The organism is Mannheimia haemolytica, assembly GCF_004342115.1.
In the GTDB taxonomy this organism is placed as follows: domain Bacteria; phylum Pseudomonadota; class Gammaproteobacteria; order Enterobacterales; family Pasteurellaceae; genus Mannheimia; species Mannheimia haemolytica.
On sequence record NZ_SMAC01000038.1, the window covers coordinates 1 to 21,658 of the forward strand.

Annotated in this window: 37 protein-coding genes and 1 tRNA gene; 3 read left to right on the forward strand and 35 right to left on the reverse strand. The window is 42.5% G+C overall.

The features are described from left to right. The 6 genes from EDC41_RS11795 to EDC41_RS11825 all read right to left on the reverse strand — a co-directional run. Positions 1-380 (reverse strand): C40 family peptidase (locus EDC41_RS11795; protein WP_207901584.1); only part of this gene is annotated, 380 nt, incomplete at its 3' end. A 3-nt stretch (positions 381-383) separates the two neighbouring features. Beyond that, positions 384-1,100: a phage minor tail protein L gene (locus tag EDC41_RS11800; RefSeq protein WP_115262517.1), complete on the reverse strand. Its 717-nt coding sequence runs from the start codon at positions 1,098-1,100 to the stop codon at positions 384-386. 7 nt (positions 1,101-1,107) lie between these two features. Further along, positions 1,108-1,578 carry a phage minor tail protein L gene (locus EDC41_RS11805; RefSeq protein ID WP_006251214.1) on the reverse strand — a complete coding sequence of 157 codons (471 nt, stop codon included), beginning with the start codon at positions 1,576-1,578 and terminating at the stop codon, positions 1,108-1,110. Further along, positions 1,578-1,907, reverse strand: coding sequence for a phage tail protein (locus EDC41_RS11810; protein WP_006251215.1), 330 nt, complete (start codon positions 1,905-1,907; stop codon positions 1,578-1,580). Before EDC41_RS11810 ends, EDC41_RS11805 begins: the two co-directional genes overlap by 1 nt. Before the next feature lie 3 nt (positions 1,908-1,910). Next, positions 1,911-4,406 carry a phage tail length tape measure family protein gene (locus EDC41_RS11815; RefSeq protein WP_061888644.1) on the reverse strand — a complete coding sequence of 832 codons (2,496 nt, stop codon included), beginning with the start codon at positions 4,404-4,406 and terminating at the stop codon, positions 1,911-1,913. 548 nt (positions 4,407-4,954) lie between these two features. Continuing rightward, positions 4,955-5,413: a hypothetical protein gene (locus tag EDC41_RS11825; RefSeq protein ID WP_006251218.1), complete on the reverse strand. Its 459-nt coding sequence runs from the start codon at positions 5,411-5,413 to the stop codon at positions 4,955-4,957. Between the two features lie 168 nt (positions 5,414-5,581). Here EDC41_RS11825 and EDC41_RS11830 point away from each other — a divergent pair, with 168 nt between their 5' ends. Beyond that, positions 5,582-5,815, forward strand: a complete 234-nt coding sequence (locus EDC41_RS11830; RefSeq protein WP_020824316.1) for a hypothetical protein — start codon at positions 5,582-5,584, stop codon at positions 5,813-5,815. Positions 5,816-5,829: 14 nt separating this feature from the next. Here the strand turns inward: EDC41_RS11830 and EDC41_RS11835 are convergent, their stop codons facing one another. After that, complete coding sequence (locus EDC41_RS11835; RefSeq protein ID WP_015587050.1) at positions 5,830-6,495, reverse strand: DUF6246 family protein; 666 nt, start codon at positions 6,493-6,495, stop codon at positions 5,830-5,832. 102 nt (positions 6,496-6,597) lie between these two features. On the opposite strand from EDC41_RS11835, the gene EDC41_RS11840 reads away from it, so the two are divergent. Both EDC41_RS11840 and EDC41_RS11845 read left to right on the forward strand, forming a co-directional pair. Further along, positions 6,598-6,774, forward strand: coding sequence for a type II toxin-antitoxin system HicA family toxin (locus tag EDC41_RS11840; RefSeq protein ID WP_006251221.1), 177 nt, complete (start codon positions 6,598-6,600; stop codon positions 6,772-6,774). 55 nt (positions 6,775-6,829) lie between these two features. Further along, entirely contained in the window at positions 6,830-7,246 is a 417-nt protein-coding gene (locus EDC41_RS11845) for a type II toxin-antitoxin system HicB family antitoxin (RefSeq protein ID WP_006251222.1), read from the forward strand. A 39-nt stretch (positions 7,247-7,285) separates the two neighbouring features. On the opposite strand, the gene EDC41_RS11850 is transcribed toward EDC41_RS11845, so the two are convergent. From EDC41_RS11850 to EDC41_RS11985, 28 genes are all read right to left on the reverse strand, one after another. Continuing rightward, positions 7,286-7,768 carry a phage tail tube protein gene (locus tag EDC41_RS11850; protein WP_006251223.1) on the reverse strand — a complete coding sequence of 161 codons (483 nt, stop codon included), beginning with the start codon at positions 7,766-7,768 and terminating at the stop codon, positions 7,286-7,288. Positions 7,769-7,771: 3 nt separating this feature from the next. Continuing rightward, a complete protein-coding gene (locus tag EDC41_RS11855) occupies positions 7,772-8,152 on the reverse strand; it encodes a phage tail termination protein (RefSeq protein ID WP_006251224.1) in 381 nt (126 codons plus the stop codon). Next, positions 8,149-8,517 (reverse strand): hypothetical protein, encoded by a 369-nt coding sequence (locus EDC41_RS11860; RefSeq protein ID WP_006251225.1) that lies wholly within the window; start codon positions 8,515-8,517, stop codon positions 8,149-8,151. Before EDC41_RS11860 ends, EDC41_RS11855 begins: the two co-directional genes overlap by 4 nt. A gap of 1 nt (position 8,518) precedes the next feature. Continuing rightward, the gene (locus tag EDC41_RS11865) at positions 8,519-8,863 is read right to left on the reverse strand and encodes a hypothetical protein (protein WP_006251226.1); all 345 of its coding nucleotides are present in this window, start codon (positions 8,861-8,863) and stop codon (positions 8,519-8,521) included. Further along, positions 8,863-9,240, reverse strand: a complete 378-nt coding sequence (locus EDC41_RS11870) for a DUF7370 family protein (RefSeq protein WP_006251227.1) — start codon at positions 9,238-9,240, stop codon at positions 8,863-8,865. Before EDC41_RS11870 ends, EDC41_RS11865 begins: the two co-directional genes overlap by 1 nt. A gap of 2 nt (positions 9,241-9,242) precedes the next feature. Further along, entirely contained in the window at positions 9,243-9,512 is a 270-nt protein-coding gene (locus EDC41_RS13595; protein ID WP_020849873.1) for a hypothetical protein, read from the reverse strand. Between the two features lie 11 nt (positions 9,513-9,523). Next, positions 9,524-10,510 (reverse strand): major capsid protein, encoded by a 987-nt coding sequence (locus EDC41_RS11880; RefSeq protein WP_062627922.1) that lies wholly within the window; start codon positions 10,508-10,510, stop codon positions 9,524-9,526. Positions 10,511-10,524: 14 nt separating this feature from the next. Next, entirely contained in the window at positions 10,525-10,959 is a 435-nt protein-coding gene (locus EDC41_RS11885) for a hypothetical protein (RefSeq protein ID WP_006251230.1), read from the reverse strand. After that, positions 10,952-12,322: a hypothetical protein gene (locus EDC41_RS11890; RefSeq protein ID WP_015587048.1), complete on the reverse strand. Its 1,371-nt coding sequence runs from the start codon at positions 12,320-12,322 to the stop codon at positions 10,952-10,954. The genes EDC41_RS11885 and EDC41_RS11890 overlap by 8 nt, the downstream gene beginning before the upstream one ends. Then, complete coding sequence (locus EDC41_RS11895) at positions 12,309-13,247, reverse strand: phage minor head protein (protein ID WP_115262516.1); 939 nt, start codon at positions 13,245-13,247, stop codon at positions 12,309-12,311. Before EDC41_RS11895 ends, EDC41_RS11890 begins: the two co-directional genes overlap by 14 nt. Next, positions 13,201-14,577, reverse strand: coding sequence for a DUF1073 domain-containing protein (locus tag EDC41_RS11900; RefSeq protein ID WP_006251233.1), 1,377 nt, complete (start codon positions 14,575-14,577; stop codon positions 13,201-13,203). The genes EDC41_RS11895 and EDC41_RS11900 overlap by 47 nt, the downstream gene beginning before the upstream one ends. After that, positions 14,574-15,794 (reverse strand): PBSX family phage terminase large subunit, encoded by a 1,221-nt coding sequence (locus EDC41_RS11905; RefSeq protein ID WP_006251234.1) that lies wholly within the window; start codon positions 15,792-15,794, stop codon positions 14,574-14,576. Before EDC41_RS11905 ends, EDC41_RS11900 begins: the two co-directional genes overlap by 4 nt. Continuing rightward, positions 15,778-16,302 carry a terminase small subunit gene (locus EDC41_RS11910; protein WP_115262515.1) on the reverse strand — a complete coding sequence of 175 codons (525 nt, stop codon included), beginning with the start codon at positions 16,300-16,302 and terminating at the stop codon, positions 15,778-15,780. The genes EDC41_RS11905 and EDC41_RS11910 overlap by 17 nt, the downstream gene beginning before the upstream one ends. A 392-nt stretch (positions 16,303-16,694) precedes the next feature. Then, a complete protein-coding gene (gene lysC / locus EDC41_RS13600) occupies positions 16,695-16,928 on the reverse strand; it encodes an Rz1-like lysis system protein LysC (protein ID WP_165876905.1) in 234 nt (77 codons plus the stop codon). Next, the gene (locus tag EDC41_RS11925; RefSeq protein WP_021280058.1) at positions 16,894-17,235 is read right to left on the reverse strand and encodes a DUF2570 domain-containing protein; all 342 of its coding nucleotides are present in this window, start codon (positions 17,233-17,235) and stop codon (positions 16,894-16,896) included. The genes lysC and EDC41_RS11925 overlap by 35 nt, the downstream gene beginning before the upstream one ends. Then, positions 17,228-17,674, reverse strand: coding sequence for a lysozyme (locus EDC41_RS11930; RefSeq protein ID WP_015484696.1), 447 nt, complete (start codon positions 17,672-17,674; stop codon positions 17,228-17,230). The genes EDC41_RS11925 and EDC41_RS11930 overlap by 8 nt, the downstream gene beginning before the upstream one ends. Next, on the reverse strand, positions 17,661-18,017 hold the full coding sequence (locus EDC41_RS11935) for a phage holin, lambda family (RefSeq protein WP_021280057.1): 357 nt from the start codon (positions 18,015-18,017) through the stop codon (positions 17,661-17,663). The genes EDC41_RS11930 and EDC41_RS11935 overlap by 14 nt, the downstream gene beginning before the upstream one ends. Before the next feature lie 148 nt (positions 18,018-18,165). Further along, positions 18,166-18,336, reverse strand: a complete 171-nt coding sequence (locus EDC41_RS13605; protein ID WP_165876906.1) for a hypothetical protein — start codon at positions 18,334-18,336, stop codon at positions 18,166-18,168. Positions 18,337-18,352: 16 nt separating this feature from the next. Continuing rightward, positions 18,353-18,428 (reverse strand) — tRNA-Trp (locus EDC41_RS11945). Between the two features lie 131 nt (positions 18,429-18,559). Next, positions 18,560-19,021 carry an antiterminator Q family protein gene (locus EDC41_RS11950; protein WP_115262514.1) on the reverse strand — a complete coding sequence of 154 codons (462 nt, stop codon included), beginning with the start codon at positions 19,019-19,021 and terminating at the stop codon, positions 18,560-18,562. Then, positions 19,011-19,385: a RusA family crossover junction endodeoxyribonuclease gene (locus tag EDC41_RS11955; RefSeq protein ID WP_202598078.1), complete on the reverse strand. Its 375-nt coding sequence runs from the start codon at positions 19,383-19,385 to the stop codon at positions 19,011-19,013. The genes EDC41_RS11950 and EDC41_RS11955 overlap by 11 nt, the downstream gene beginning before the upstream one ends. Next, the gene (locus tag EDC41_RS11960) at positions 19,382-19,666 is read right to left on the reverse strand and encodes a DUF1364 domain-containing protein (protein ID WP_115262512.1); all 285 of its coding nucleotides are present in this window, start codon (positions 19,664-19,666) and stop codon (positions 19,382-19,384) included. Before EDC41_RS11960 ends, EDC41_RS11955 begins: the two co-directional genes overlap by 4 nt. Further along, positions 19,659-19,781 (reverse strand): hypothetical protein, encoded by a 123-nt coding sequence (locus EDC41_RS14060; RefSeq protein ID WP_006252492.1) that lies wholly within the window; start codon positions 19,779-19,781, stop codon positions 19,659-19,661. The genes EDC41_RS11960 and EDC41_RS14060 overlap by 8 nt, the downstream gene beginning before the upstream one ends. A 12-nt stretch (positions 19,782-19,793) precedes the next feature. Then, positions 19,794-19,982 carry a hypothetical protein gene (locus tag EDC41_RS11965; RefSeq protein WP_115262511.1) on the reverse strand — a complete coding sequence of 63 codons (189 nt, stop codon included), beginning with the start codon at positions 19,980-19,982 and terminating at the stop codon, positions 19,794-19,796. 45 nt (positions 19,983-20,027) lie between these two features. Further along, a complete protein-coding gene (locus EDC41_RS11970) occupies positions 20,028-20,234 on the reverse strand; it encodes a hypothetical protein (RefSeq protein WP_115262510.1) in 207 nt (68 codons plus the stop codon). 8 nt (positions 20,235-20,242) lie between these two features. After that, positions 20,243-20,896, reverse strand: a complete 654-nt coding sequence (locus EDC41_RS11975; protein WP_115262509.1) for a metallophosphoesterase — start codon at positions 20,894-20,896, stop codon at positions 20,243-20,245. A gap of 25 nt (positions 20,897-20,921) precedes the next feature. Further along, positions 20,922-21,383, reverse strand: coding sequence for a DUF1367 family protein (locus EDC41_RS11980; RefSeq protein ID WP_115262508.1), 462 nt, complete (start codon positions 21,381-21,383; stop codon positions 20,922-20,924). A gap of 20 nt (positions 21,384-21,403) precedes the next feature. Next, a partial coding sequence (locus EDC41_RS11985) for a phage N-6-adenine-methyltransferase (RefSeq protein WP_243642646.1) occupies positions 21,404-21,658 on the reverse strand: 255 nt, incomplete at its 5' end.

Genomic DNA, 21,658 nt, shown 5'->3' on the forward strand with positions numbered 1-21,658 from the left:
CGGTAGAGCGTGTAGCAATCCATTGTGCCGTGTTTAAACTCACGCCCGATTAAATGTGGTACATTGCGGAATTTATGGATTTGCCGATTATGCACCAGCCACCAATCTAACCCGGTTTGTACCTGCATTTTGCGATCAAGGGTAGATAGTATAGGCTTGCCATTTGGTTCGGGGTGTGAATGCACCACCGCCATCAGTTCGCCTTTTTCTTCTGCTTTGATGTAATCAAGATCGGAGATTTCAAAGTAATTGGCTTTGTCTTCCGCTTGGTTTTCGCAAGGGATAAATCGATTTTTATTGCCGTCAAAAACAACAAAGCCGCACATTTCGTGCGGTTCGTGTTGGAGGGCGTAGTCGATTATTTGTTGTTCCAATTCCATTCATTACCCCAATTTATTTACCGATACAAACCCGCCAAAATTGCGTTGATTGCCTCTTAATTCACAACCATTAAGGCAATGACTACATTTATCTGCTTTTGGGTCTGATGTTGCCTTGTCTTTTTCATCAAAATACTGCTTGCCGGTGTAGCCACATTCCGCCGAGCGGTAAATCCAAGTACAGGTATCCGCCATAATAATTCGGCTCGGGATCTTGGCATTATCGGTTTCAATCGGCAACGCAAGCGTAAAGGTTGCCGTTTCTCGTGTGAGGCTGGTAAGCTGCTCAATCACAAAATGACTGATTATTTCCTGATTAGGATCGGCTTTGGCATTACCTCCAGCAAAGTTTACTGCATCTAAATATTGGGCGTAAACCTGATGACGGCGAACAATCGCCCCGATACACTCATCAAACTGATTAGCAATACCCGTAACTAAGCCAAACAGATTTGATAGCGTAAGAGTAGGGCGATTGCTTGGGCCGCTGCTGTTACGCTCAAATCCTGTTGCCTCGATGGGGTAAGGGTCGTAAGTTCGACCTTGCCAGACGATACTTGTTTTGAGTTCATTTAGCCCAGAATAAAAGCGGTAAACACTACCAGCATTGCCGTTTTTGTCTTGCAATTTACGCAAATCAACCTCGTACAAGTCCAGCATTGCATTTTGCTCAAGTTTGGCAAGATCTAGTTTCATTTGGTTAGAAATACTAATTGGCATACTTCACCTATTTAGATAATGTTCCACCTGTTCTTAAATCATTTAACTGATTTCTACGGTAGCGTTGATCGGCGATTTGATCCATTTTTTTCAGCAGTTCCACCGTCATTTGGATATTGCCATCTACAGTCTCTTCACTGCTGACTTTCGCCTCTACGGGTTGCCCGAAATCTTCTACTAATACCGTGACAACACCGTACAGGTTAGAGACAGTGAGTGTTGGACGATTTGACGGTCCTTGACCCGAAATCTCAAAACCATCGGCGGCAATCGGGTATGCTTGGTATTCATTGCCTTGCCACCAGATGTTCTGTTGTGTTTGGCTCACGCCATTGTGAAAGCGGAATATCTCTCCGCGCTGATTTGGGTTTGAGCTAGAGTAGATGTGAGTGAGATCTATCTCCCACAGCTCAATCAGGGCATCTTGTTCGAGTTTTATCAACTCTGATGCCATTTTTTTGGGGGGGGCTTTTGGCATTAAATCACCTCATCGAAATTAAGTGTAAACTCAATGACTGCACCTAATTTAGTGGAGCTCCAGCTTCTGCAACGAACCGTTACCGTCTCATCGCTTGTTCTATCGCGCCAGTTGAATTTCTTATACCCACCGTGAGCATTGAGAAATTGCTGAATCTTCACCGCTTCTGCTTTGTTCGCTTTTACGGTAATGCCTTGGTATTTTTTCAGATTGTGGTTTAACCCTTTGGGAGCGGTTTGCTCGTAACCATCGGCAAATTTTAGTATGACGACACTGGGCTCATTTTGAACAGTGTAGTCTTGTTCAACCTTGAAATTAAATGTTTGCATTGATTACCTCGCTAGAACTCCACCAGCTCGCATTTGTGACTGCAATTCCAATCTCACGGAAGCCTTGATTTGATTGCTCAATGCTTTTGCAACAGCCGCTTGATTTGCACTGGCTTCATCGCTGCTAAAGTGATTGGTTTGATTTACGATGACAGCTACTGTTTTGCTTTCGCCTCCACCTTGACCTTGCGACTGCTTGTTGCTGAATACACGACCGCTTTGACCGGGGATCATATATTGCATCCCATTGCTCGCTTTGAAGATTTCGGGCTGATTGTTCTCGCCGACACGATACATCTGTCTAGCTGATACAGGGCCGCCAAGTTTACGACCTGTCACCGCGGCGACTTGAGCCATACTCATAGTTGACGTGATCGCAGCTTGAGCGGGAATAGCATTCGCCCCCTGTGTGGCAAGAGAAACCATAGAGGCCGCGGGTGCAAATGAAGCAGCTAACGCTTTAGCTTGCACCATTTGCGCCGCCATAGAAGCCTTGGCAGCAGTTTGCCCCATAATCATTTGCTTAACTTGAGCCATACCCATTTCGACAAGGCTTTGTACTACACTATTTAAGATCGTATTTGCAATTGATGCGAAAGCATCACGCACGGACATTGTGCCATTTAGTAGCCCCGTAATTGTGCTTGTTGCACTTGAACCAACAGCATCAACCGCATCACCAAACATTCTCGCCCCGTCGCTCGCTTGCTTCCACTCCTCCCATTGAGCTTCCATTCGTTGCTGGCGGTATTGTTCTTCGATTGCAGCTCTCGCAGCTTCTGCTTCCATTATTTTTTGTGGATACAAGATTTTATATTCTTCGATCTGAGCTAGCTGTTGTTGATGTCGTTGGTCTAATGCAGTAACAGGAGATGCTTGGGCTTGTATAGCGTTAAAGTTCTGACTTGCTGCGGTTGCTCCATAAATACTTTGTGCTAGTTTTTCAGCTTCTTCTCGTTGCTCTTTTGTTGCCGCAGCTCCTAAACGCATACCAGCTTCTAATTTTACGGCTTCGAGATGCATTCCCTTTTGCCTCAAAACAGCAATCTCGTACTGTGTAGCCATTTGTCGCAACTGTTCGACAACTTGCTTCTTGGCTTGAGCGGATTTTTTTGCAGCCGCTTCAGCTTCTCTGGCAGCTTTTGCATCTGCGGTCTTTTTATCTTGTAAGGCTTTTTGTTCGGCTTGATAGGCTTCGATTTGATCGTATGATGCGTCAATCCTACTTAATGTGGAATCAAGATTTTTTTTAGCTTCATCGGTTGTAGCTAATAGCGTAGCTGCATATTTAGCAGTTTCACGCTCAGTCTTGCCTATCGTTGCAGCTTTTCTTTCTGCCGCATCTGCAAGTTGATTCATTTTTGCTACATTGCCATCCAATGCACCTTGGGAGTTTTGGATTGCATTTTGCAAGTCTTTTATAGCAGACTCTAAGAGTCTTACTGATGTTTCGGCATCTAAAGCAGATACTGAATTATCGTTTATCGTTCTGGTTAGCTTATTTAGCTCTTCGTTCGCCCACCCATTTTTATCGCTTAAGTCAGATAAAGCTATCGCGAGTAATTTAATATTATCAGGGCTTTTGTCTTGCTCTAATTGAGCCAACAGTTTTATCAAACCAAGAGCCTCAGATTGAGTAATACCAAGCGTTTTAGACATTTCGCTTGTCACAGAATCCAGCGCATTAATTTCGGCAATTGCACCACCATATGTGCCTCCAAGTTCTTTTATTACGGCACCAACATCTTTACCTTTTGATTCATAGCGTTTTAATTCGTCAATTGCGTTCCGAATACTTTGACTTGAATTTGTAAACGATCCAAAAAAGCCGTCAAATTGCTCAAATGCCTTTTGTGATGAATCCCCTGCTGCCTTAATAGCTATTTTTGCATCACTCATAGCTACTGCAATTTTTGCTTTTGCTGCATCTTCGCTTACTTTTGCTAATTTAATGATTTTCGCAGAAAGGGCGGAAACACCACTTTCCGTTTGAGTAACTACTTCGCTGAGATTTTTTTGAGCTGCTGCCAAAAGCTCAGTTGCATCAGTTGAATCAAACAAACTAGGGAGTAACGCCCCACCAATAGCACCACTAATAGCTAAGATCGCCCCTGCAACAGCTCCCATTGGACCGAAAATACTTAAGATTTGCGACCCTTGCTGAGCAATAACGGTTGAAGCGTTAGAACCCATTTGAAGCATTATTGAGATGTCTTGAATTTGATAACCAAGTTGACCTGCTACTCCACGGATATTTTTCATTTTGTTTGTGGCTTGATTTACTGCTATCGCCGTTTTGGTTGCCTGCGTTTCTAGCCCTTTCAGCCCTTTTTCTGCTTTTAATGTTGATTTTCCGATGTCATCCATCGCTTTATCAACTTTTTGAGTATCTCTTAGCAGATTTTCAAATTCTAGATCTGCGGTAATTACAACTCCGCCAACTTCGACCGTCATAAACAATTCCTTAAAATTATTTAAATAAAAAACCGCTTGTGACATAGCACAAGCGGTTATTTCTGTGATTTTTTTACAATTTATCTAGCAATAGATTGGTTAAATACAATTTAATCTATATTTTTGTTACATTAAATTTTTGCAATCCTTATCGATCCTAATTTCTTTCCTTCTTGACTACCTCTTGCGTTGTAGAAAGCTCGGTGGATAATAAATAAATTAGGTGTGTTAGATATTACTGACACACTATCTATTTTTGCCCTTCTTAACGTGGATAATACGGTTTTTATTGCTAACTCAAAATCATTAACAAGAATACTCTCTTTGTACTCATTCCCACTTTGTCGTACAAAATCAATCTGGTATGAGCCTATTTTATCTAAGCTGCACATTTCTTGAATCTGCTCTAAATATATCACTGAATGGTTGTTTGGATCTCTTAATCTTGATCTTGAAAAAGGAATAAACCTATTACAATTGCTGAAAAAAGAATAATTAGTAAGACGTTAATTACCTTTACATCCATAAATCGCCCTATTAAACTAAAAACACATAAATTATTTGAGTTAAATATTTAAAAACCAATGCAAGCATCACTTACAATATCTATTTTGCATAGCATTAAACATAGAGTCTGAGACCTCTTGAAGCCTTGCAAGATCAGATTGAGGATCATAATAAGCTGATTTTTTGCCATTATAATTAAAGTAAAAATCCTTAGTTGCTCTTTGGTATATATAGTCGCTCTCTATCGGATTTCCGATAATATCTTTACCTTTAACCTTTCCACATACTGCAAGGCTATATGCTTTAGAGTCAGAAAAGACAATCTCTGTCGAAAATTCACCACACATTGAGAAAGTATCTTTTTGCACTTTTTGATTAGTAATTAAGACAGCCTGAGCAACATTTAAACATAACTCTGCTTTTTTTTCTGATTTTCTTATAAGCTCTGCTTTCACCTTATTTTGAGCCGCTTCTATTATTTCCCAATCCGATGCAATAACAAAAGATGACAAAACAGAAGCTACAAAAACAATCATTTTTTTCATAAAAATACCTTAAAAATAAAGAAATTTTACCATTCTACGAATTAAGATTCGTTTTTCCACCGTCAAAACCTATTTTTGCGATCTGTGTCGCAAAAATTATTTTCGCCAATAGATAACAACGGATGATTTGATATGATTTTTTTTGCAAATAATCAAAAAGGAGAACTTATGAAAAAAGACTGCACTAAACAAGACTTTGCCAACTGGCTGAATGAAAACCAAGAAGTATGCTGGATAAAAGAAGTCAGTATTGAACGTATTTTATCCTGCGTAGATGACTATGTGGCAATCTGCAACGCAAGATCCAAAGATGAATTTGAGCTACTCAATGACATAAGAGAGCTTTTTTATTCAGCACATTACAAGGATTTCACTCCCGTTCTATCAGGTAGGTTCTTTTAAATGTTAGCGGCTATTTAAGCCGCTCTTCTTTTCTCATATTCCGCCATAATTCTGTCGTACTCTTCTTCGGTGAACTGTCCATAGCTATTATTTTCGGCAGGCATTTGACTTTTTAGAAGTTGCTGCAATTCGGTCATCGTGAGATTTTCAGCGTCTTCGCGGCTCATATTGAAATGAGTTCGGGCTAAACTTATGTACTCAACAGCATCAAAACTTTCTGAAAATTCATTTTTTGCAGATTGTTCTTTCTTTGGCAATTCGCAGCAACCAATCACTCCGTGACCCATTAAATTTTTTGCAAAATTGATAATTGTCTCAGGTGGCATTTTACCCAACTTGTACCTAACGCCAGACTTTGACGGCAACCACTCGCCAATCAACAGGGAAATATCATCATCGCAACAGCACGACATCACGATCATTGCGTTTTGCAGAATTTTTCTGCCAAAAACAGGCGAATTCAGCACTGACCAAAAGTAAGATTGATGAGACTCCGATTTGGTTAAAATGTGCGGCAATATCTCTCGAATCTCACAGCCGTGCAATAGTGCATAGATTTTTACAATTTCTTGTGGGCTTCCAATTTTGTAGATATTTTTGAAACTCGGTCTGAATAAAAAGTCTCGCCCATCGGTTGCAATAAGCATTTCACCAATTTCAGTAATTGGATAGCTAACCATTTTCACCTCAACAAAAAAAATTAGCATTTTTGCTAACTTTCTGTTGACAAAGTTAGCATTTTTGCATATAATGAACCCAAGTTAAACAAATAGGAGGAGGTAGTGAAGCAAAGCGAATTCCTAAGGTGGCTAAAGGCTAATGGGGTAGAGGTTGAAAATGGATCAAAGCATTTGAAACTCTACTACAAGGGCAAAAGAAGCCACCTCCCCAAACACCCAAGCCAAGAGTTAAAAACAGGCTTAGTGGAAGGGGTTAAAAAGCAACTAGGCTTAAAATAATATAAAGCCCCTGATGTTAAGGGGCTTTCACTACACCCTTGAATAAGGAGAAAATATGTTTTATCCAGCGTTATTTACCCCCGCTGAAGAAGGGGGCTTTGTAGTGACATTTCCTGATTTGCCAGAAGCTATCACCCAAGGCGATACATTTGAAGAAGCAATGGAAATGGCAGAAGACGTGCTACTATCTTGTGTTGAAATTTATTTCGATGAAGATAGACGCTTTCCGCTCACTCGCCCAGTAAATACCGACGAAGTGCCTGTGTTTATGCCAGAGAGCATCTACGCAAAAGTGCTTTTGCATAATACAATGCAAGAACAAGCGGTAAGCAAGGCAGAAATTGCCCGATTAACTAATATCCGTCCGCCAGAAGTACAGCGAATTTTAGCCCCTCGCCATATTACAAAAATCGACACTATTGGTCGTATTTTGGCTAGCTTAGGAAAGCCCCTACAACTATCCCTAGGATAATGATAATCCCACCGCTCTTGTTATAGAGGGTGGGATTTTTTACGCTGCAGCAATTTCGATAGTGCTTGAATCGCCAACCTTGAACTCTATAGAGAATTTCACTAAGTCATTGGTTGGGGCTTCGCTACTTAATGCAGTGATAACCATTTTTCCGAGAATTGTTAAGCCTGCGTATTTCAAACGAACCCAAATGTAAGGTTGGGTGCGATTTTTTACCGCATTTGCGTATAACACAACTAGATCTTTGATGCCTAGTTCTTTCGATTTTGGTCGTTTGCGCCACTCACCGTCACCAGAAATACTAAAGTCTGAGTTTGTAATTAAGGTTTCAGGGAAGCCGCCAGCATCATCAGCCTCTGATGTAACCGAATTTGGGCTAAAATCCCAACTCTTTGTCGTCATTGCGCCCGCAACCTTCCATTCGCTTTCTTGTGGCTTTGCATCAGTCGTACCGTACTCTAAAACTACGGCACGCCCCACCACGAGATTTTCTGCGTTATTTTGTGGAGATGGAGAACCCATAAACTACTCCTCTTGATTTGTTGAAATAATCCGAAGTGGTAAGCGAAAAATCATTCGATTATCTTCGGTGAAAATTGGGGCGGGTAATCCGCCCATTGATTCGATGTAACCAAAGGAAGCGAAAGGCTCAACTAAAATCTTTGACATAATCGCCCTTGCTCGCTCTTCGATTGTGTAACCTGAATTTTTACCTGCAACAAGGCTAATTAGCAGATAGTGTTCGCTGCTCAGGTCAGAAACTTGCGGCGAACCACTATTTGGCTGAATAACAATAACAGGCTTGGCTTTTTGCGTATCCTCCCACTGGTAAAGCTGCACAACATAGCCGTCTGCAAGAGAGTGAGCCTCTAACCATTGTTTGAAGGCTTTGACATAAGAAATCATAGTGACAACTCCTCTTTAACAATGGATTTGATCGTAGCCTTTGATTCGTTCAGCGCGGAAGTCAAAAACTCTTTCTTCGCTGAAGGCTTGCGGAAGTTTTGCTTGATATTAGGATCGTGAACGTAAGCCGCATAATTAGCAGAATAACCCACTCTTCCAATCAAGCGTGTGCCGTTCACTTCCATTTCAGTGAATTGACTGTTGATCAACGTTGAGGTATCAACAGGCGTATAGTGCGCCGCAAGAGGGGCAACCGCATTCAAAATGCGAAACATTGCCCGAGTTGCTTTTTGGCTCTGAACCTCGCCAACAACCTGATTCAGCCGCTGCTTGACCTGTCTTATGCCTTTTACTTTGATCCCCATTTTACCCGCCTGTTATCAGCGCAAAATCATCACGATTGCGGTCGAACGTATCAGCAAAGCGCTGTATATGAATAATTTCCTCTGCGCCAGCCAAAATCGGATCGGCTTGCTCGCTTTCGCCAATCAGAACATAATCGCCTAATTTGGCGTGGGCGAACTCCGTCCAGATCACATTTTTGACCGCTTGTTCACGCCCAATCTCAAAACGTGCGCGCTTTCTATCTGCACCGTAGTCACAGGAAATGATTTGTGGCGTAGAAAAAACTAAAACGCCGTCATCGTTCTTTCCTTTAGCCTGCCAAAGCGTGGCTTTTGCGGTGTAGGACCAATTCGATAAATTTGACATTAGCAGCCTCCGACCACATCGAAAAAGCCGACAACTTTATCTTTGGGTAGCAAACTTTCAGCGCAACCTTTCGGATCAATTGAGCGAATCGCCGACTTAAGGTTGTCTAGCGCGTTTGGATCATACTCAAACGTTCGGCTTGCACCGCTAGGCGCACCTTCTGACTTTATACGGCGCGCCCCAGATGAAATTGCAAGAATAGCAACCAGATAGAGCTTGATCAGTTTCTGTGTTTCTTCGCTGTACCCCGATTTGTTCAACGCCTGGTCTAAGGTGTTCGTTTGCTGAACGTAAAGCTCAAGCAGAGAGTTCGGCGAAGTGAAACCCAGTTCGTCAAGCGTTGTTCGCGCTTCGGATAGCTCTATTTCTGCTGCCATAGTTATTTGCCTTTATCTTTTTTGCCTTTCTGACCAGTTTCGCCAGTTTCGCCAGTTTCGCCAGTTTCGCCAGTTTCGCCAGTTTCGCCAGTTTCGCCAGTTTCGCCAGTTTCGCCAGTTTCGCCGTCAGCGTGATCAGAAGGCGTTGCAACTTCAAAGGATTTTTCTTCGATTTCGATAGCTTTGCCCACAAGCCAAAGCGGTAATGTTTCGCCTTCGTAAACATCGCCTTTCTTCAACTCGTGGCTATCGTGTGTTAATAGCCACTTCATTTTGCACCGCCTTAGGATTTAGTGTACTGGATATAGCCAGCATTGCCTTTATCGTCGAATTTGAACTCCACGGCAACGGCTGCCATAATTTGGAACGAGTAATCATCGGTTTCATTATGGCGCGCAATCGGACGAGTCACTAACGGCATACCGTTAAGCACTTGGTACACATCCGAACGCTTGCACAAGCCGAGAATTTCATTTTGCGGTACACGGCTTGCTGGCACGATTTTCGCAATTTGCGGAATCGTCATCACTTTGTTCAAGATAGATTCGGATTTCTGCTCGGAGTAATCACGTGTACTCATTGCGAAATAGTCGCCATAGTTCACATAAAGCGTTACAGGAGAGTAGTAGTTCTTCGCGTGGAATTTGCTAATCAAGTCACGGAACACATCGTAAATTTCTTTCGGTGTCGCAGTGGCTAAATCCAGATTGTGTGTGTTAGTCATACGATTTGGCGCAGTACGCAAGCCGTAAAGCTTGGCATTGCCAACCACAATAGAGGAATCACCATTTAAAGCGAGATCTTCCATTTTTTCAGCCACCTTGCGGAGACTGTTCGCGCGTGCTGCACCGTCGATCTGATACCCTTCGCTTTGAGCTGCCGACATATCGCGCCAGCCAAAAGAGAAAGTGGAATCAATAATCGGCAACGGTGTACCGTGGTAGTTAAGCACCACGTTATCGGTTTTCGCTGATGAACGACCGTCTAATGAGATATTAACCGAACCGCTATCAGATACCGTTTGGAAATGGTGAATAAGTTTGCCAATCGGCATTGATTTTGAAATGCCCGCTAAATCGTTAAACACCACCAATTCTTCGCGCTGAATTTGCACTGCATCACGATCCCATTCCGCCCAGACATCTTTCGGCAAAGTCATCGCGTTGCCCAATAACCCCGCCGAATTTGCTGCCATTAGCGCGTGTTTTTTGTCGTAATTGATCCGCTCGTTAATCACGAAGCGTTCTTGTTCTTTTGTGAATTTCAACATTGCTTTGTTACCTCTTATTTAGTGTAGGCGTTTGCCACCACGACATCGGCATAGCCTTTGCCGCCACTGATTACACGCTGCGATTCTTCGTCGAAGAAAAATAGCACTACATCGCCCGTCTCCGCTTTGGTCAGTTTGCCGCCCGCTTGTTTTACCGTGAGTTCATCGCCAAAGTTATAAGTGCCGTCGGCAATTTGCGCGTAATACTCCTGTTCAGGCTCTAAACGAAACGCCGTTGCAGTATCGCCCTTCGCATACGCTTGTTCGATTGTCTGCCCCTTAAAGCGGTTGTTGCCCAATAAAAAACGGCGACCTTTTAAATCAGCCGCCGCCTCTAATTTGCCGTTGTGGAGTTTAACTACTGCACCCGGTGCCGAAGTATCGTTGATCACGATATTCACCGTTTGAGGTTCACGCTTGACCGAACCGCGATAAATTACATTACTCATTGCCTTTCTCCTCTTGGTTGAGTGAGTAACCATCCCATTGATTGTCGCCGTTGCCGTTGGCCGAATTATTGTTTAATCCGACCGATTGTTGCGTTTGCGCATACAACTCAGTTAATACCTCGCCTTGCAAAGCATTGACTGCGGCATCGCTCATATTGAACTTGGCTTTCACCGCCGCACGCATTGCTGCTTGCTCTTTGTCAGTATTAGCTTGCAAGGCTTGCTGGAGTGGCTCAATCGCGGCATTGACTGCTTTCTTGATTTTCTCATCAATTTCGCTGTCATCTTCATTTTTAGGCTTTTCAGGCTCTTTACCCTTATCCGCTTGCAGCTTGTTGTAGGCTTCCAAGAGCTGATCGTCATTTAAGCCTTCCGTTTTCACGTTTGCCGCATTCAACACGGCTAAGATTTTGGTTTTCATTGGATTATGTTCCTCATTGGTTGTAATTTCTTCGTAGCCAATCTTCTTGACAACTTCGACAGGTTCGCTAGTGAGCTGCACATTGTCATTTTCGTCAATAAAATAGCTCCGCTTGTATTTCTTGCCGCTGTTATCGTCCGAATAGATGAAGTATTTCGGGTAAACAGCTTCGACCCAAAATGACCACTTATCTTTGCCTTCGGGGCGAATAGCTTCACGCAGCGCGCGATGAATTTCTTCAAACGATAAATCTGAGTTCGCCATCAGGTAAAATCGTACTTTGTCAAACAGCTTTTCTGTGCGGTAATCCGCCGCTTGTGTTAGGTTTACATTTTCCACCCCCATTTCGCTTCCGTCTTGGTTTACAAAAATCCCCACGCCATCATCAGGTGTCGCCGCGCCCGGCACATCAAGCAATATTGCAATATGATCGAACGACATATTTGTCGCAATCCAGCTATATTTCTTGCCTTTGGATTTACCCGATTGCTTGACTTTGTTTAGAATCAGCCCTGTGGAAACGTGAATAGGTTCAGCGTTGGTGTTTGTCACCATTCCGTCAAGTCGTTCAAGCAAGGTTTTGCCCTGTTCTGAACCTTCCGCAAAGCGGCGGTTGATATACATATCGACCAGCACTTTGCCACTTTCCTTGCGTACGTTCTTCGCCCACGCACCGACGTGATGTTTGTTCACCGCTCGAACATCTTGGGCTGAAACGTATTTACCTTCGATTTTTGGATGCCCAAGCGGCATAAAGTTGCCCTCTAAGCTGTTGTAGCTTTTATTGATTTCATCCGCAGGATAAAGTCCGTCGTTCATCACAACATCATCAACAATCGGCACAACGCCGCGGATAATCAGGTGTTGATCTCCGTCAATAGATTCTGTGCTGATATTTTTGCTGTTAATGACGGTGACGATGTTCACGTTATTTTTTGACATTTTTTAATGCTCCTACCCATTGTTTACGTTCTTTAGCCAACCCAACAAGGAGAGGCTCAATATCTGTTTTACCGTAGGCGTTGACCACAACCACAGACTGCTTGCAGTAACAGTTGAATTGGTTGCCGTCTCGGCTATACCATTCGCGCACCTCTGCAACATCGAAGTATTTGCCGTGGCGTTGGGCGTGTGCTAATCGCGTAGTAGCTTTGAGCGCTGAAAAATGTAAGAGCTTGGTGTTTAGCCCAAGTTCTTCTTTTGCCTCTTCCGCCTCTTGCCATTCTGCCCGACGATATGCCGCCAACTGGCTTGATTGCGCTATTCGCTTCGCCCGTTTTGATGACACATCAAGTTTTTGCCGAATCTCACGGGCAGTTTCTTTCACGTTTTTGCCGTTTAAAACCGCCTCCGTGATCACCCCCGCCAAAGATTTTCGCAACTCGTCGCTTAAACCTTGCCACTCGCTATAACTTGCCATGTGTGCAATCGCCAATCGGTTGAAGTACGCAGGACTGAAAACGATTGATGATAAGTTTCGCTGACTGCGATAAGCCTCTGATTGCAGACCTAAATCAGTGACCGCAGACTGAGTGCCTTTTAGTGCTGCTTCGTCGATATAGGAGTCAAACCAGAGATTTTCGCCTTGAGAACCATTCGACAAAATCTCTTTGTCGATAATCTTTTGCAAGGTTTCAAGCAAATCCGCCAACTCAGTCGCAGTAAGATACGAAGGAAAATACTCAAAATTATTTGCTTGCAGTCGCAGTGACATCTTTTGCAAGATTTGTTGCTTAATGGAGCGCTTAATTTGTGAGTAAATGACATCAATGTGACGAAATAGCTTGGCAACCGACACTCCCATATTGAGCGGATCGGCTTTATTTGTCGGAATCCGCAGTGGCTTGATTTTCGTCTTGATCTTCATTTTCGTCGTCAATTGTTGGCGGAATCAGATTATCAGGCAGAGGTTCAAACCCTAAAGATTCGCGGATTTCGTTCGCTGTTACCGCGGCAAAACCAAAGGCAGACTGCGATGTAGTTGCAACTGAAGCCAAAGCCTGTGCGTTTGCGATTTTCTCTTTTTCGCTTGGTGCAAGTAAGTCAGACCAAGACACTGTGACATCGCTATTTTTTGGCATAGGTAGCACACCGATGAACCACAAGCGATTAAGTAGTTGTGTTATCACATCGGTGAGAAAACCATTTCGACGACCGTTGCAACGGTTTGCCCAGTCGGTTTTGTCCTCGTCACTTGCCAATCGCCCTGTTTGCTGTCCGAACAAAATCGTGAAAGGGATTTGTACTGAGGCGGCAAACTCATTTGCAGAAATTTCCCACGTTGGCTTCGGATCTGCTGGTGCGACTGACAACACAGAGGCATCACCTTCGTGAGTAATCAAGGCTGAGTCTGTTCCTGAGTTGATTTTCTTGATCTTGTCGTTCAACGCATCAGAAAATGAAGAAAACCCAAGGGCTTTTGCGCTGTCTTCGAGCTGTCTCAAATCAACATCTTTTGTTAATTTGATCCCTAATTGTCGGCTTGCGTTTTTCAGAAAACCTTCGGCGCTGCCGCCCGATGTTTTTTCGAGATCAACTAGCTTGTTGTAACCCGCCTCAAGCAGAGGAACTCCAGAATGAGGGGAATTAAAGTCGCCACCCTCATTGAGCAAAATTACACGACTTGCGTGAACCTTGATATTTCGTGACACGCTTTTTTTGCCAAAGGCAGATTCGCTGAATTGATACATCAGCGGTTCGCCGTAATTATCGGCGGTCACATCCTCTTGAAACTCTGTCACTGAAAGCTGTGACTGCCACACGGGGATCAGTTTAACCAGTCCGAACTCTCCAATGCTAGATAGCGCGCCTTGCAAAATAGGCTGATCCCATTGTTGACCATCTCTTACTTGAAGTAATAACGCCGAATAGTTACCGACAAGGTTTCGTCTATCTGCCTCTTTGATTGCCGACCAGTAGCGTTTCATAAAACGTTCAACTTTGGACTCCCATTCGGTTGTCTGCTTTGATTCGTTCTTTTGCTCACCCTCAACGATTACGGGGCAGTCAACCCAACAACCGTCAAGTAAGCGGTTAATCGCTGCAAAAGCGATACTATTGCGCTTATAGGCTTTTAAGAAATGGTTGAATGTTAAGGTATTAGGGTAGCCAAACTCCTTCCATAACGTTCTTCGTTTGATATTGCCAAGCCCTAGGGCTTCGGCTAAAAAAGCCAGTCTGTCTTGCTCTAGGCTCATAGTAAAACTCCTTTGGCACTTTTAACTTGCATCAACGGCGTTAAGGCGTAGCGTAGCGCATCAATAAAGTGGTTATGGGCATCAATCACGACAGGCAATACATCGCCCGACAAGCGGTCGGTTTTGTACGAATAAAGGCGAAATTCGTTGAGCGTTTGCTGACAGCGTGGGTGAATAAAGACTTTGCCGTAGGACTTAATATGCTCAATGCCATCTTCAACCGAGCCTTTCCACTTATCCACACCGATAATGCGCGGTAAGCCGTGACGTTTGAGGTAACTAATTGACTCAGGACGCGCCGAATCTGCACGCACAACGTGATCGGCAATTTGTGGCACGCCTTTGGCAATAAAGTCTGCGGTGTCGTCAAGTTCTAAGCCCACTTTGCCTGCTTCAAACTCGATGTACAGATCGCCATTAAATACCCAGCATTTGACCGCCGCCGTCGGATCTTGCGCGAAACCAAAATCTAAGCCGTAATATGGGCCATCAAAATCAGGGTTCGGCACAAATTCCATTTCTTGATATTTACCGCGAAAGATTTGCGCTTCGCTCGCTTCCAAATAAGCACCTTCCCAAATCCAGCGATAAGTCGCATCATCAAGCCGCTGTTTGTCATTTAGCCGCTCTTGCTCGAGCACATCAGGAAACCAAGGATTATCTTGGTAGCTCATTTCAATTATGCAGCTGTTTTCAGGTGGATTTTGCCTGAAGCGAGTATCTGTTGCGCTCCCTCTATTTTCCGGGTTCCAAGTTACCCATATTTCGGAATTATTCTCACGCACGGTTGGAATTAATTTCCGCCAAGCAGTTTCGCTTACTGTTTCTGCTTCATCTATCCACGCAATCAAAATACGGGCTTTAGATTTGATGCTATCTAAGTTATGCCGAAGTCCGGAAAACACATAAGAAATCCGCCCATCTTTAGTGCGAACATACTTCTCGCCGACATCAAAAAAATTTGCTAAAAAAGGCTCAGACTTGATCGCCTGTTTAACTTCTTCAAGAGAGCTTTCTTCCAATGAGTTCATAAACTCACGACCGCAAAGAATAACGCCACTTTCCCCTTGCATTGCTCTTTTATAAGCAGACACTGCCGACATTTTGGCAAATGCCCGAGTCTTGCCTGAACCTCGCCCACCATAAGCACCTTTGTAACGATAATCTTTGGCAAAAACAGGCAACAGTTTAGGTGGTAGTTCAATCTGTGCTTTCATCGTCTAAACTCGGAGCAATTAATTCAATCACCATCGGTCGATTCAGTGAACCATCAGAATTAATTAAATCAACCTTGTCTTTAAACATTCCTAAATGTTTACCTAGTAACTCAAGAGCTTTATTTGCGGCGGCAGGTTCGAATTTTGTTTTTGCAATATCAAAACCGACTAACTCGCCATTTTCATTTTTCGCAACATCAGTTTCTGTCACAATTTTTTTACCAGTACTCATTGCAATCACTTCAAGCAACCCATTTAGCACATCATCTTGTGTAATTTGGGTTCTCTCCGAGCGTTTATTTCGAGCCCCCTGAATTGCACTTCTGATTTCAGGTTTTCTCAGGTTCTCTTCTCCGATTGAGTATGCTGTTTTTTCGCTGTACCCAGCTCTAATAGCAGCTTGAGTCGCATTCAAGTCAATGAGATACTCTTCTACAAATCGTTTCTGTTTATCGGTTAATTTACCCACGCCTTTAGACGTGGCTTTAACCTCGCCTTTTTTAGTCATTGGGTTAAATTCCTTTACTTCATTGCATTTAATAGATTAGCAATAGCATTAATCAGCTTTGGCGACACGAACGCCAAAATAGGGACTGTTACTGCTAGGCTTATTTGCCATAAACCATATTCCATAAGAATCTCCTTGATGGTTACGGTTAAAAATGTAATAATTTCCATAACTTGTTACTCATTCCGTTTCAATGGGTAATAAAAAAAACCTCGAACACCGCAAATGTTCGGGGTTTTGTTTTATATAAATCACATCACTTAGGTATTTCCTCGGTGTTTTATCCAACCAACCCCGAAACAATAACTAAATTATGTAATATTTACTTTCCATCAAAACAAAAAGGGAGCTGTTACGCTCCCATTTTCAATAGCGGTTAATTAGATAATTAGCTATTTAAACCCTTGTTTGGTTTGTGCTTGCCATTCTCTGATACGGTCAATTTGATTAGCACACAAATCACGCTCTCCCATCACTTTGATGAGATACTCGACCGTATCGCCGTAGGTTTTACCGCTAAATGCTGTCCGCTCGCACGGCACAAGGTAAGCCGCAGGCGGATATAAATACTCAGTGCTGACGATTGTTTTGCTAGTGCAACCGCTTAATGCTATCAGCAACACCATTAGGCAAATCAGCCTTAGCACAACTGTCTTGTGCCAGTATTGATGTAATTTCATTCTTCGCCATCTCCACTTTATTCCGCAGCTCATTTGCAATTTTTTGGCTTTTTTCGACCGCTTGTCGCTCTTGCTCTAAGCTATCGGTTAGCCGTTGATTGGCTTTTTGCTGCTGCTCAATGGTTTGGGCTTGCGTTTGGTTTTCGGCTCTTAAGTTATCAATTTGTTTTGACTGGTGCCAAATCCAGCCACACAAACCCAAAATCACTGCGGCTAGTCCGCCAACAATAATTTGATTTACTCGACTAAACATACTTACCGCCATCAAATAAGGCTTTTTCACGCTTACGGCGATTGAGTAAAATTGGACGTCCGCCAGCATTACGCCAAACTAAAAATTGCTCGCTTGCCCCTTTGTAGTCGCCACGATTAAGCATCTTGAGCAATGTGGAACGACGGAATGCACCTTCGCCGATATTAAAAGCAAGGCTAACCAGAGCATCAAATTGATACTGCGTTAATGGCTTAATGACACACTCATTGACCGTCTTTTCGAATCTGCGTAAATCCACTCGTAAAATCTCACGAGACTGCTCTTTAGTGATTGTCATACCTTTAGCAACTGGTTTATTACCAACCCAACCAGTATGACCTACACCGATAGTCCAGATGCCGACAGAATCTTGATAAGCAGTAAAACGCTCCCCCTCTTCACGAACAATAAACTGTTGTCCGTTATCACTGGTTGTCATAGTCATGTCTACTTACTCTCTTATTGATAAATTTGAATAAAAACTCTCTTAGTCGCTCCGTACCAATAAAGCCAATCATCACCCCAAGAAAGTAAGATGCTTTTTCGGACTGAACGTGAAAGAAAAATTGTAAAAATGGTTGAGCTAATGGCTCGGCGGTAACAGCAATCAACGCACAAATCAACGAATCTAAAATTGTGTATCGCAGTAATGGCTTTTTGCGAACAAAGAAAGCACGAAGAATCACCGCAATGATTGCCGATGCTGCCGTTGTGAGTGTATTGGCGTGTAATATCACCCAAGACCACAACATAACCCAAATATCAGGACTTTTCTCTGGCATTTACATACTCCACCCCGTTTCGAGGCAATAAAAAAGCCCAGTCGTGAGACTGAGCTTTGGTTAAAAATTCTGCTAGAATACTGTTCCCCAACAAATAAACTAGCAGAGGGTAAAAATGATTGAATTTACTCTGTCCCATCAGAAGCATTTAACCTTGCTTCACGTCATTATTACTGGCAAATGGATAAATTTTCCTACTTCGGAAGTGCTGAACGCAATCTGATATACGTCGAGATGGCCAGCCCACGGCATAGCGATCTTGAGATTTTTCTTGATCTTCTTCACCGCTTTTTGACTGAGTATTTAGTTGTTCCAGCATAACATTTACTCGCATTTGGAAAGGGTGGCTGGACTCAAACCAACAACCAACGATTTTGGAGACCGTTGCTCTACCTATTGAGCTACACCCTTAAATTTTCCCAATAAAAAACCCCGACCGTTTCCGATCAGGGTTGTAAACTTCACTACCTGGTAAACATCACTTACACGACGACCACCATTACGGATATACTAATGAACTTCAGAACTAAAATCAAGCCTTTTTACACGTTAAAAGCAAATTTCTTTAACTTGTCAGCATTTTTATGATTTTTAATAGCAAGATCGAGAAACTTAGCTACCACCCACTCTGATGCTTTTATGCTTTCCGTAATCCTTTTTTGCCAAGCTCTTAACCCAACTGAACTGTCTTTGGCTAACTGATACTTAGCAATCGCATACACCGACAACCCATACACATATTTGGCTTCCAGGTATTTAAAATCCTGCGGGCAAGGATTTTTAATGCAATAGCCTACCACCGAGCTAATCACTAAACCTAAATCATCATCACACATCTCACGCACAGGCACAGAAATACGATTCTGATCGGCTTTCATCATTAGCTTAGCAATCATATTCATACGACTCTCAAAATCTAAACCACTAAATACCCACGCCCCCCAAAGGTTCAGCAAGTTTTCAATCCATTCTTGTTTGGGTTCTTCCAGTAATTTATCCGCCATTCTGCAACTCCTTCACAACAATTTTCCCCATCTCACCCCAAATCTTCGTCACTCTCCCGTCCCAAATTCGGCAATCGTCTTCAAATAACGCATCGAGTAACGCTTTTTCGAGATTATCCTTATCGGGCTTCTGTTGATGTGGCTTACCATTCATCTCTGCTTTTTTCTTCTTGCTCCAACTCTGGGGCATTGGCATAACAAAAATCAGGTGATAGCCACTTTCTGGCAAGCTGACGTTATGCAACCGTACTTCATCTTTAAAGGCTCGATACCGCAACACACAATCACGCTTTTTCCATTTATCCGCTCGGGTCATTCGAGGCTTACCCATTGCAGTTATGGGATATTCTTTTACGGTCATCATAATTTCCCTTCACTAATCAAAATCTGTTGCGTGCGGAAAACCCCTTCTGCGTGTGACAGACGGGCAGTTTCTACGTCCATTTTGCGAGTGCGGCGGTCGATTTCATCGTGACAACTGCTGCAACAAAACGCCCCGAAAATATCATCAGGTTTCATTCCTACACCGTTTAATCCTGCCATACGATAGTGAGCCAATACCACCGTTTCCGGATTATGATTACAGATACCCGGTAAACGGACTTGGCACTCTCTGCCTTTTGCCTCTTTGCGTAGATTAGCCATTCCAACCTCCTTTATCTCTTTTATCAAACCACTCAACAAAAAAGAGTGAACCGGCACATACACTAAGAATAGCGATGGCGATTAAAATTACAGTCAGTTCATTGCACTGGCTCACTTATTAATCTCCTTAAATAACATTCCGCATAACAGAAATAAACCACAACCAATAACAAGTGATATTAAAACCTAACTGAATAATCACCATAAACCACGGTGCGTTTTTAATATTCATTAAAGTAGTATTAATCGCCAACAAACAGCTTGGAATAATGCCAAATAACATCACGAATGCGATAGTTTCAAAAAATTTTGTCATCTTACTTCTCCTTCCCCCGAATTCGAGGGAATTAATAAACACACACTAAATCGGATTAAAATCGCTCTTAAAGTCATCAAGGCATTCTTGATATGTCCATTGACCAATAGCAATAAATTTACCGACTGCCACAAAAAATGCTAATGGATAAATCAATAAGTACCCGATATATCTAAGAGTAAGAATTGACAAAGAAATAAGCACTGCAATAATTCTGAATGGCACGCTAAGCCAATATTTAATTTTTTCCATTTTTAAACTCACCCTAATTTAATTAACGTTAAGTTGCCGCTATTAAATGCACCTGTATCAATATAAAGTCTGTTTCCGTGTACTTCTGGTTGTTCGACAATTGTATGTCCGAAGATAAACGTATCAGCACCATCAATATTTATTTCAGAATAACTTTCTAACCTATCCCTACTCCATAGAATGTCCTGCTTACTAACGACTTTACCGAACTCATAATCATTGCTAGGATAATCTGCGTGAGCAATCACACATAAATCACCATTAACCATTTCAAGTTCAATAACAAGCGGTCGTTTTTCGCAGATTTTCAACAATTCTATCGATTCCAACTTTTGCTCAATTGGTAATGAATAGAACCAATCACCGCCGTTTCTAATCCAATTAACCTGCATATTAAAATCGTGATATAACAAGGCTTCAATCGCCATTTGGTCGTGATTACCCTGCACATTAAAAAACCACTTTTCTCTCAATAACTGTAAACACTTAAGATTTTGCCTTCCTCTATCAATTAAATCTCCAACAGAAATTAATAAGTCTGTTTCTCGATTGAATTTTACTTTTTCTAACTCCGTCATTAGGAGATCATAACAACCGTGTAAATCACCAACGGCGTAAATATTTTTGTATTGACTGCCATCAATTTTCTGATAAAAACTCATTTTAATTTCCTGTAATTACACCAAATTAAAAATACGAATAAAGCTGATTGATAATGTTTTCTTCATTACAGCCTTTAAACACTGTTGCCATTGCGGCATTAGTAATTGCCACGTACAACTCACGGCGTTTTACGTCATCTTCTAATTCTTTATAAGAAATTGACTTCGGTACTAGTTTAAATTCATTTGGATTACTCAAACTGAACACCATTTCACAATGTCCAGCTTGAACCAGTAAATCCTTACGAAACTCATCAAACTGTGTCTTTTCATTCGAGAATTTCTGCAAACCGTTTTCTGCACACCAGTGTTCAAAACAAAATTTGAAAAAAGAGAACATCTTGCGGTGTAGCACCGGATTGATTTTTAAGTTAATTTCTACATCATAAAGCTCGTGATTTTTAAGTGCTTTTAAGCTCTCTTCGTCCGCTTCACTTGCCGGAGATAACACTCCACCCGGCAATTTCATCATTTGGTATTTAGCCATCTAAACCGTCCCAGCCTTCGTTATTTTTCATAGCCGCCCAGCTCCTTAATCTTATCCAGCGGCATCTGACGAGTTACAATGCCCTCAATAAATGGGTCAAACACAACAATCATCGAGCCTTTATTATTACCTTGTGCCGGTTTACCTGTTACCGGGTTGATAAATTGAATCCGCCCTGTCCGCCAAGTGCCTTTTTCATCGTGATAGCCTATGATGTCTATAACCTCATTAGCGTGTTGCTGGATAATGGTGTACCATTCTGTAGTCTTATCCGC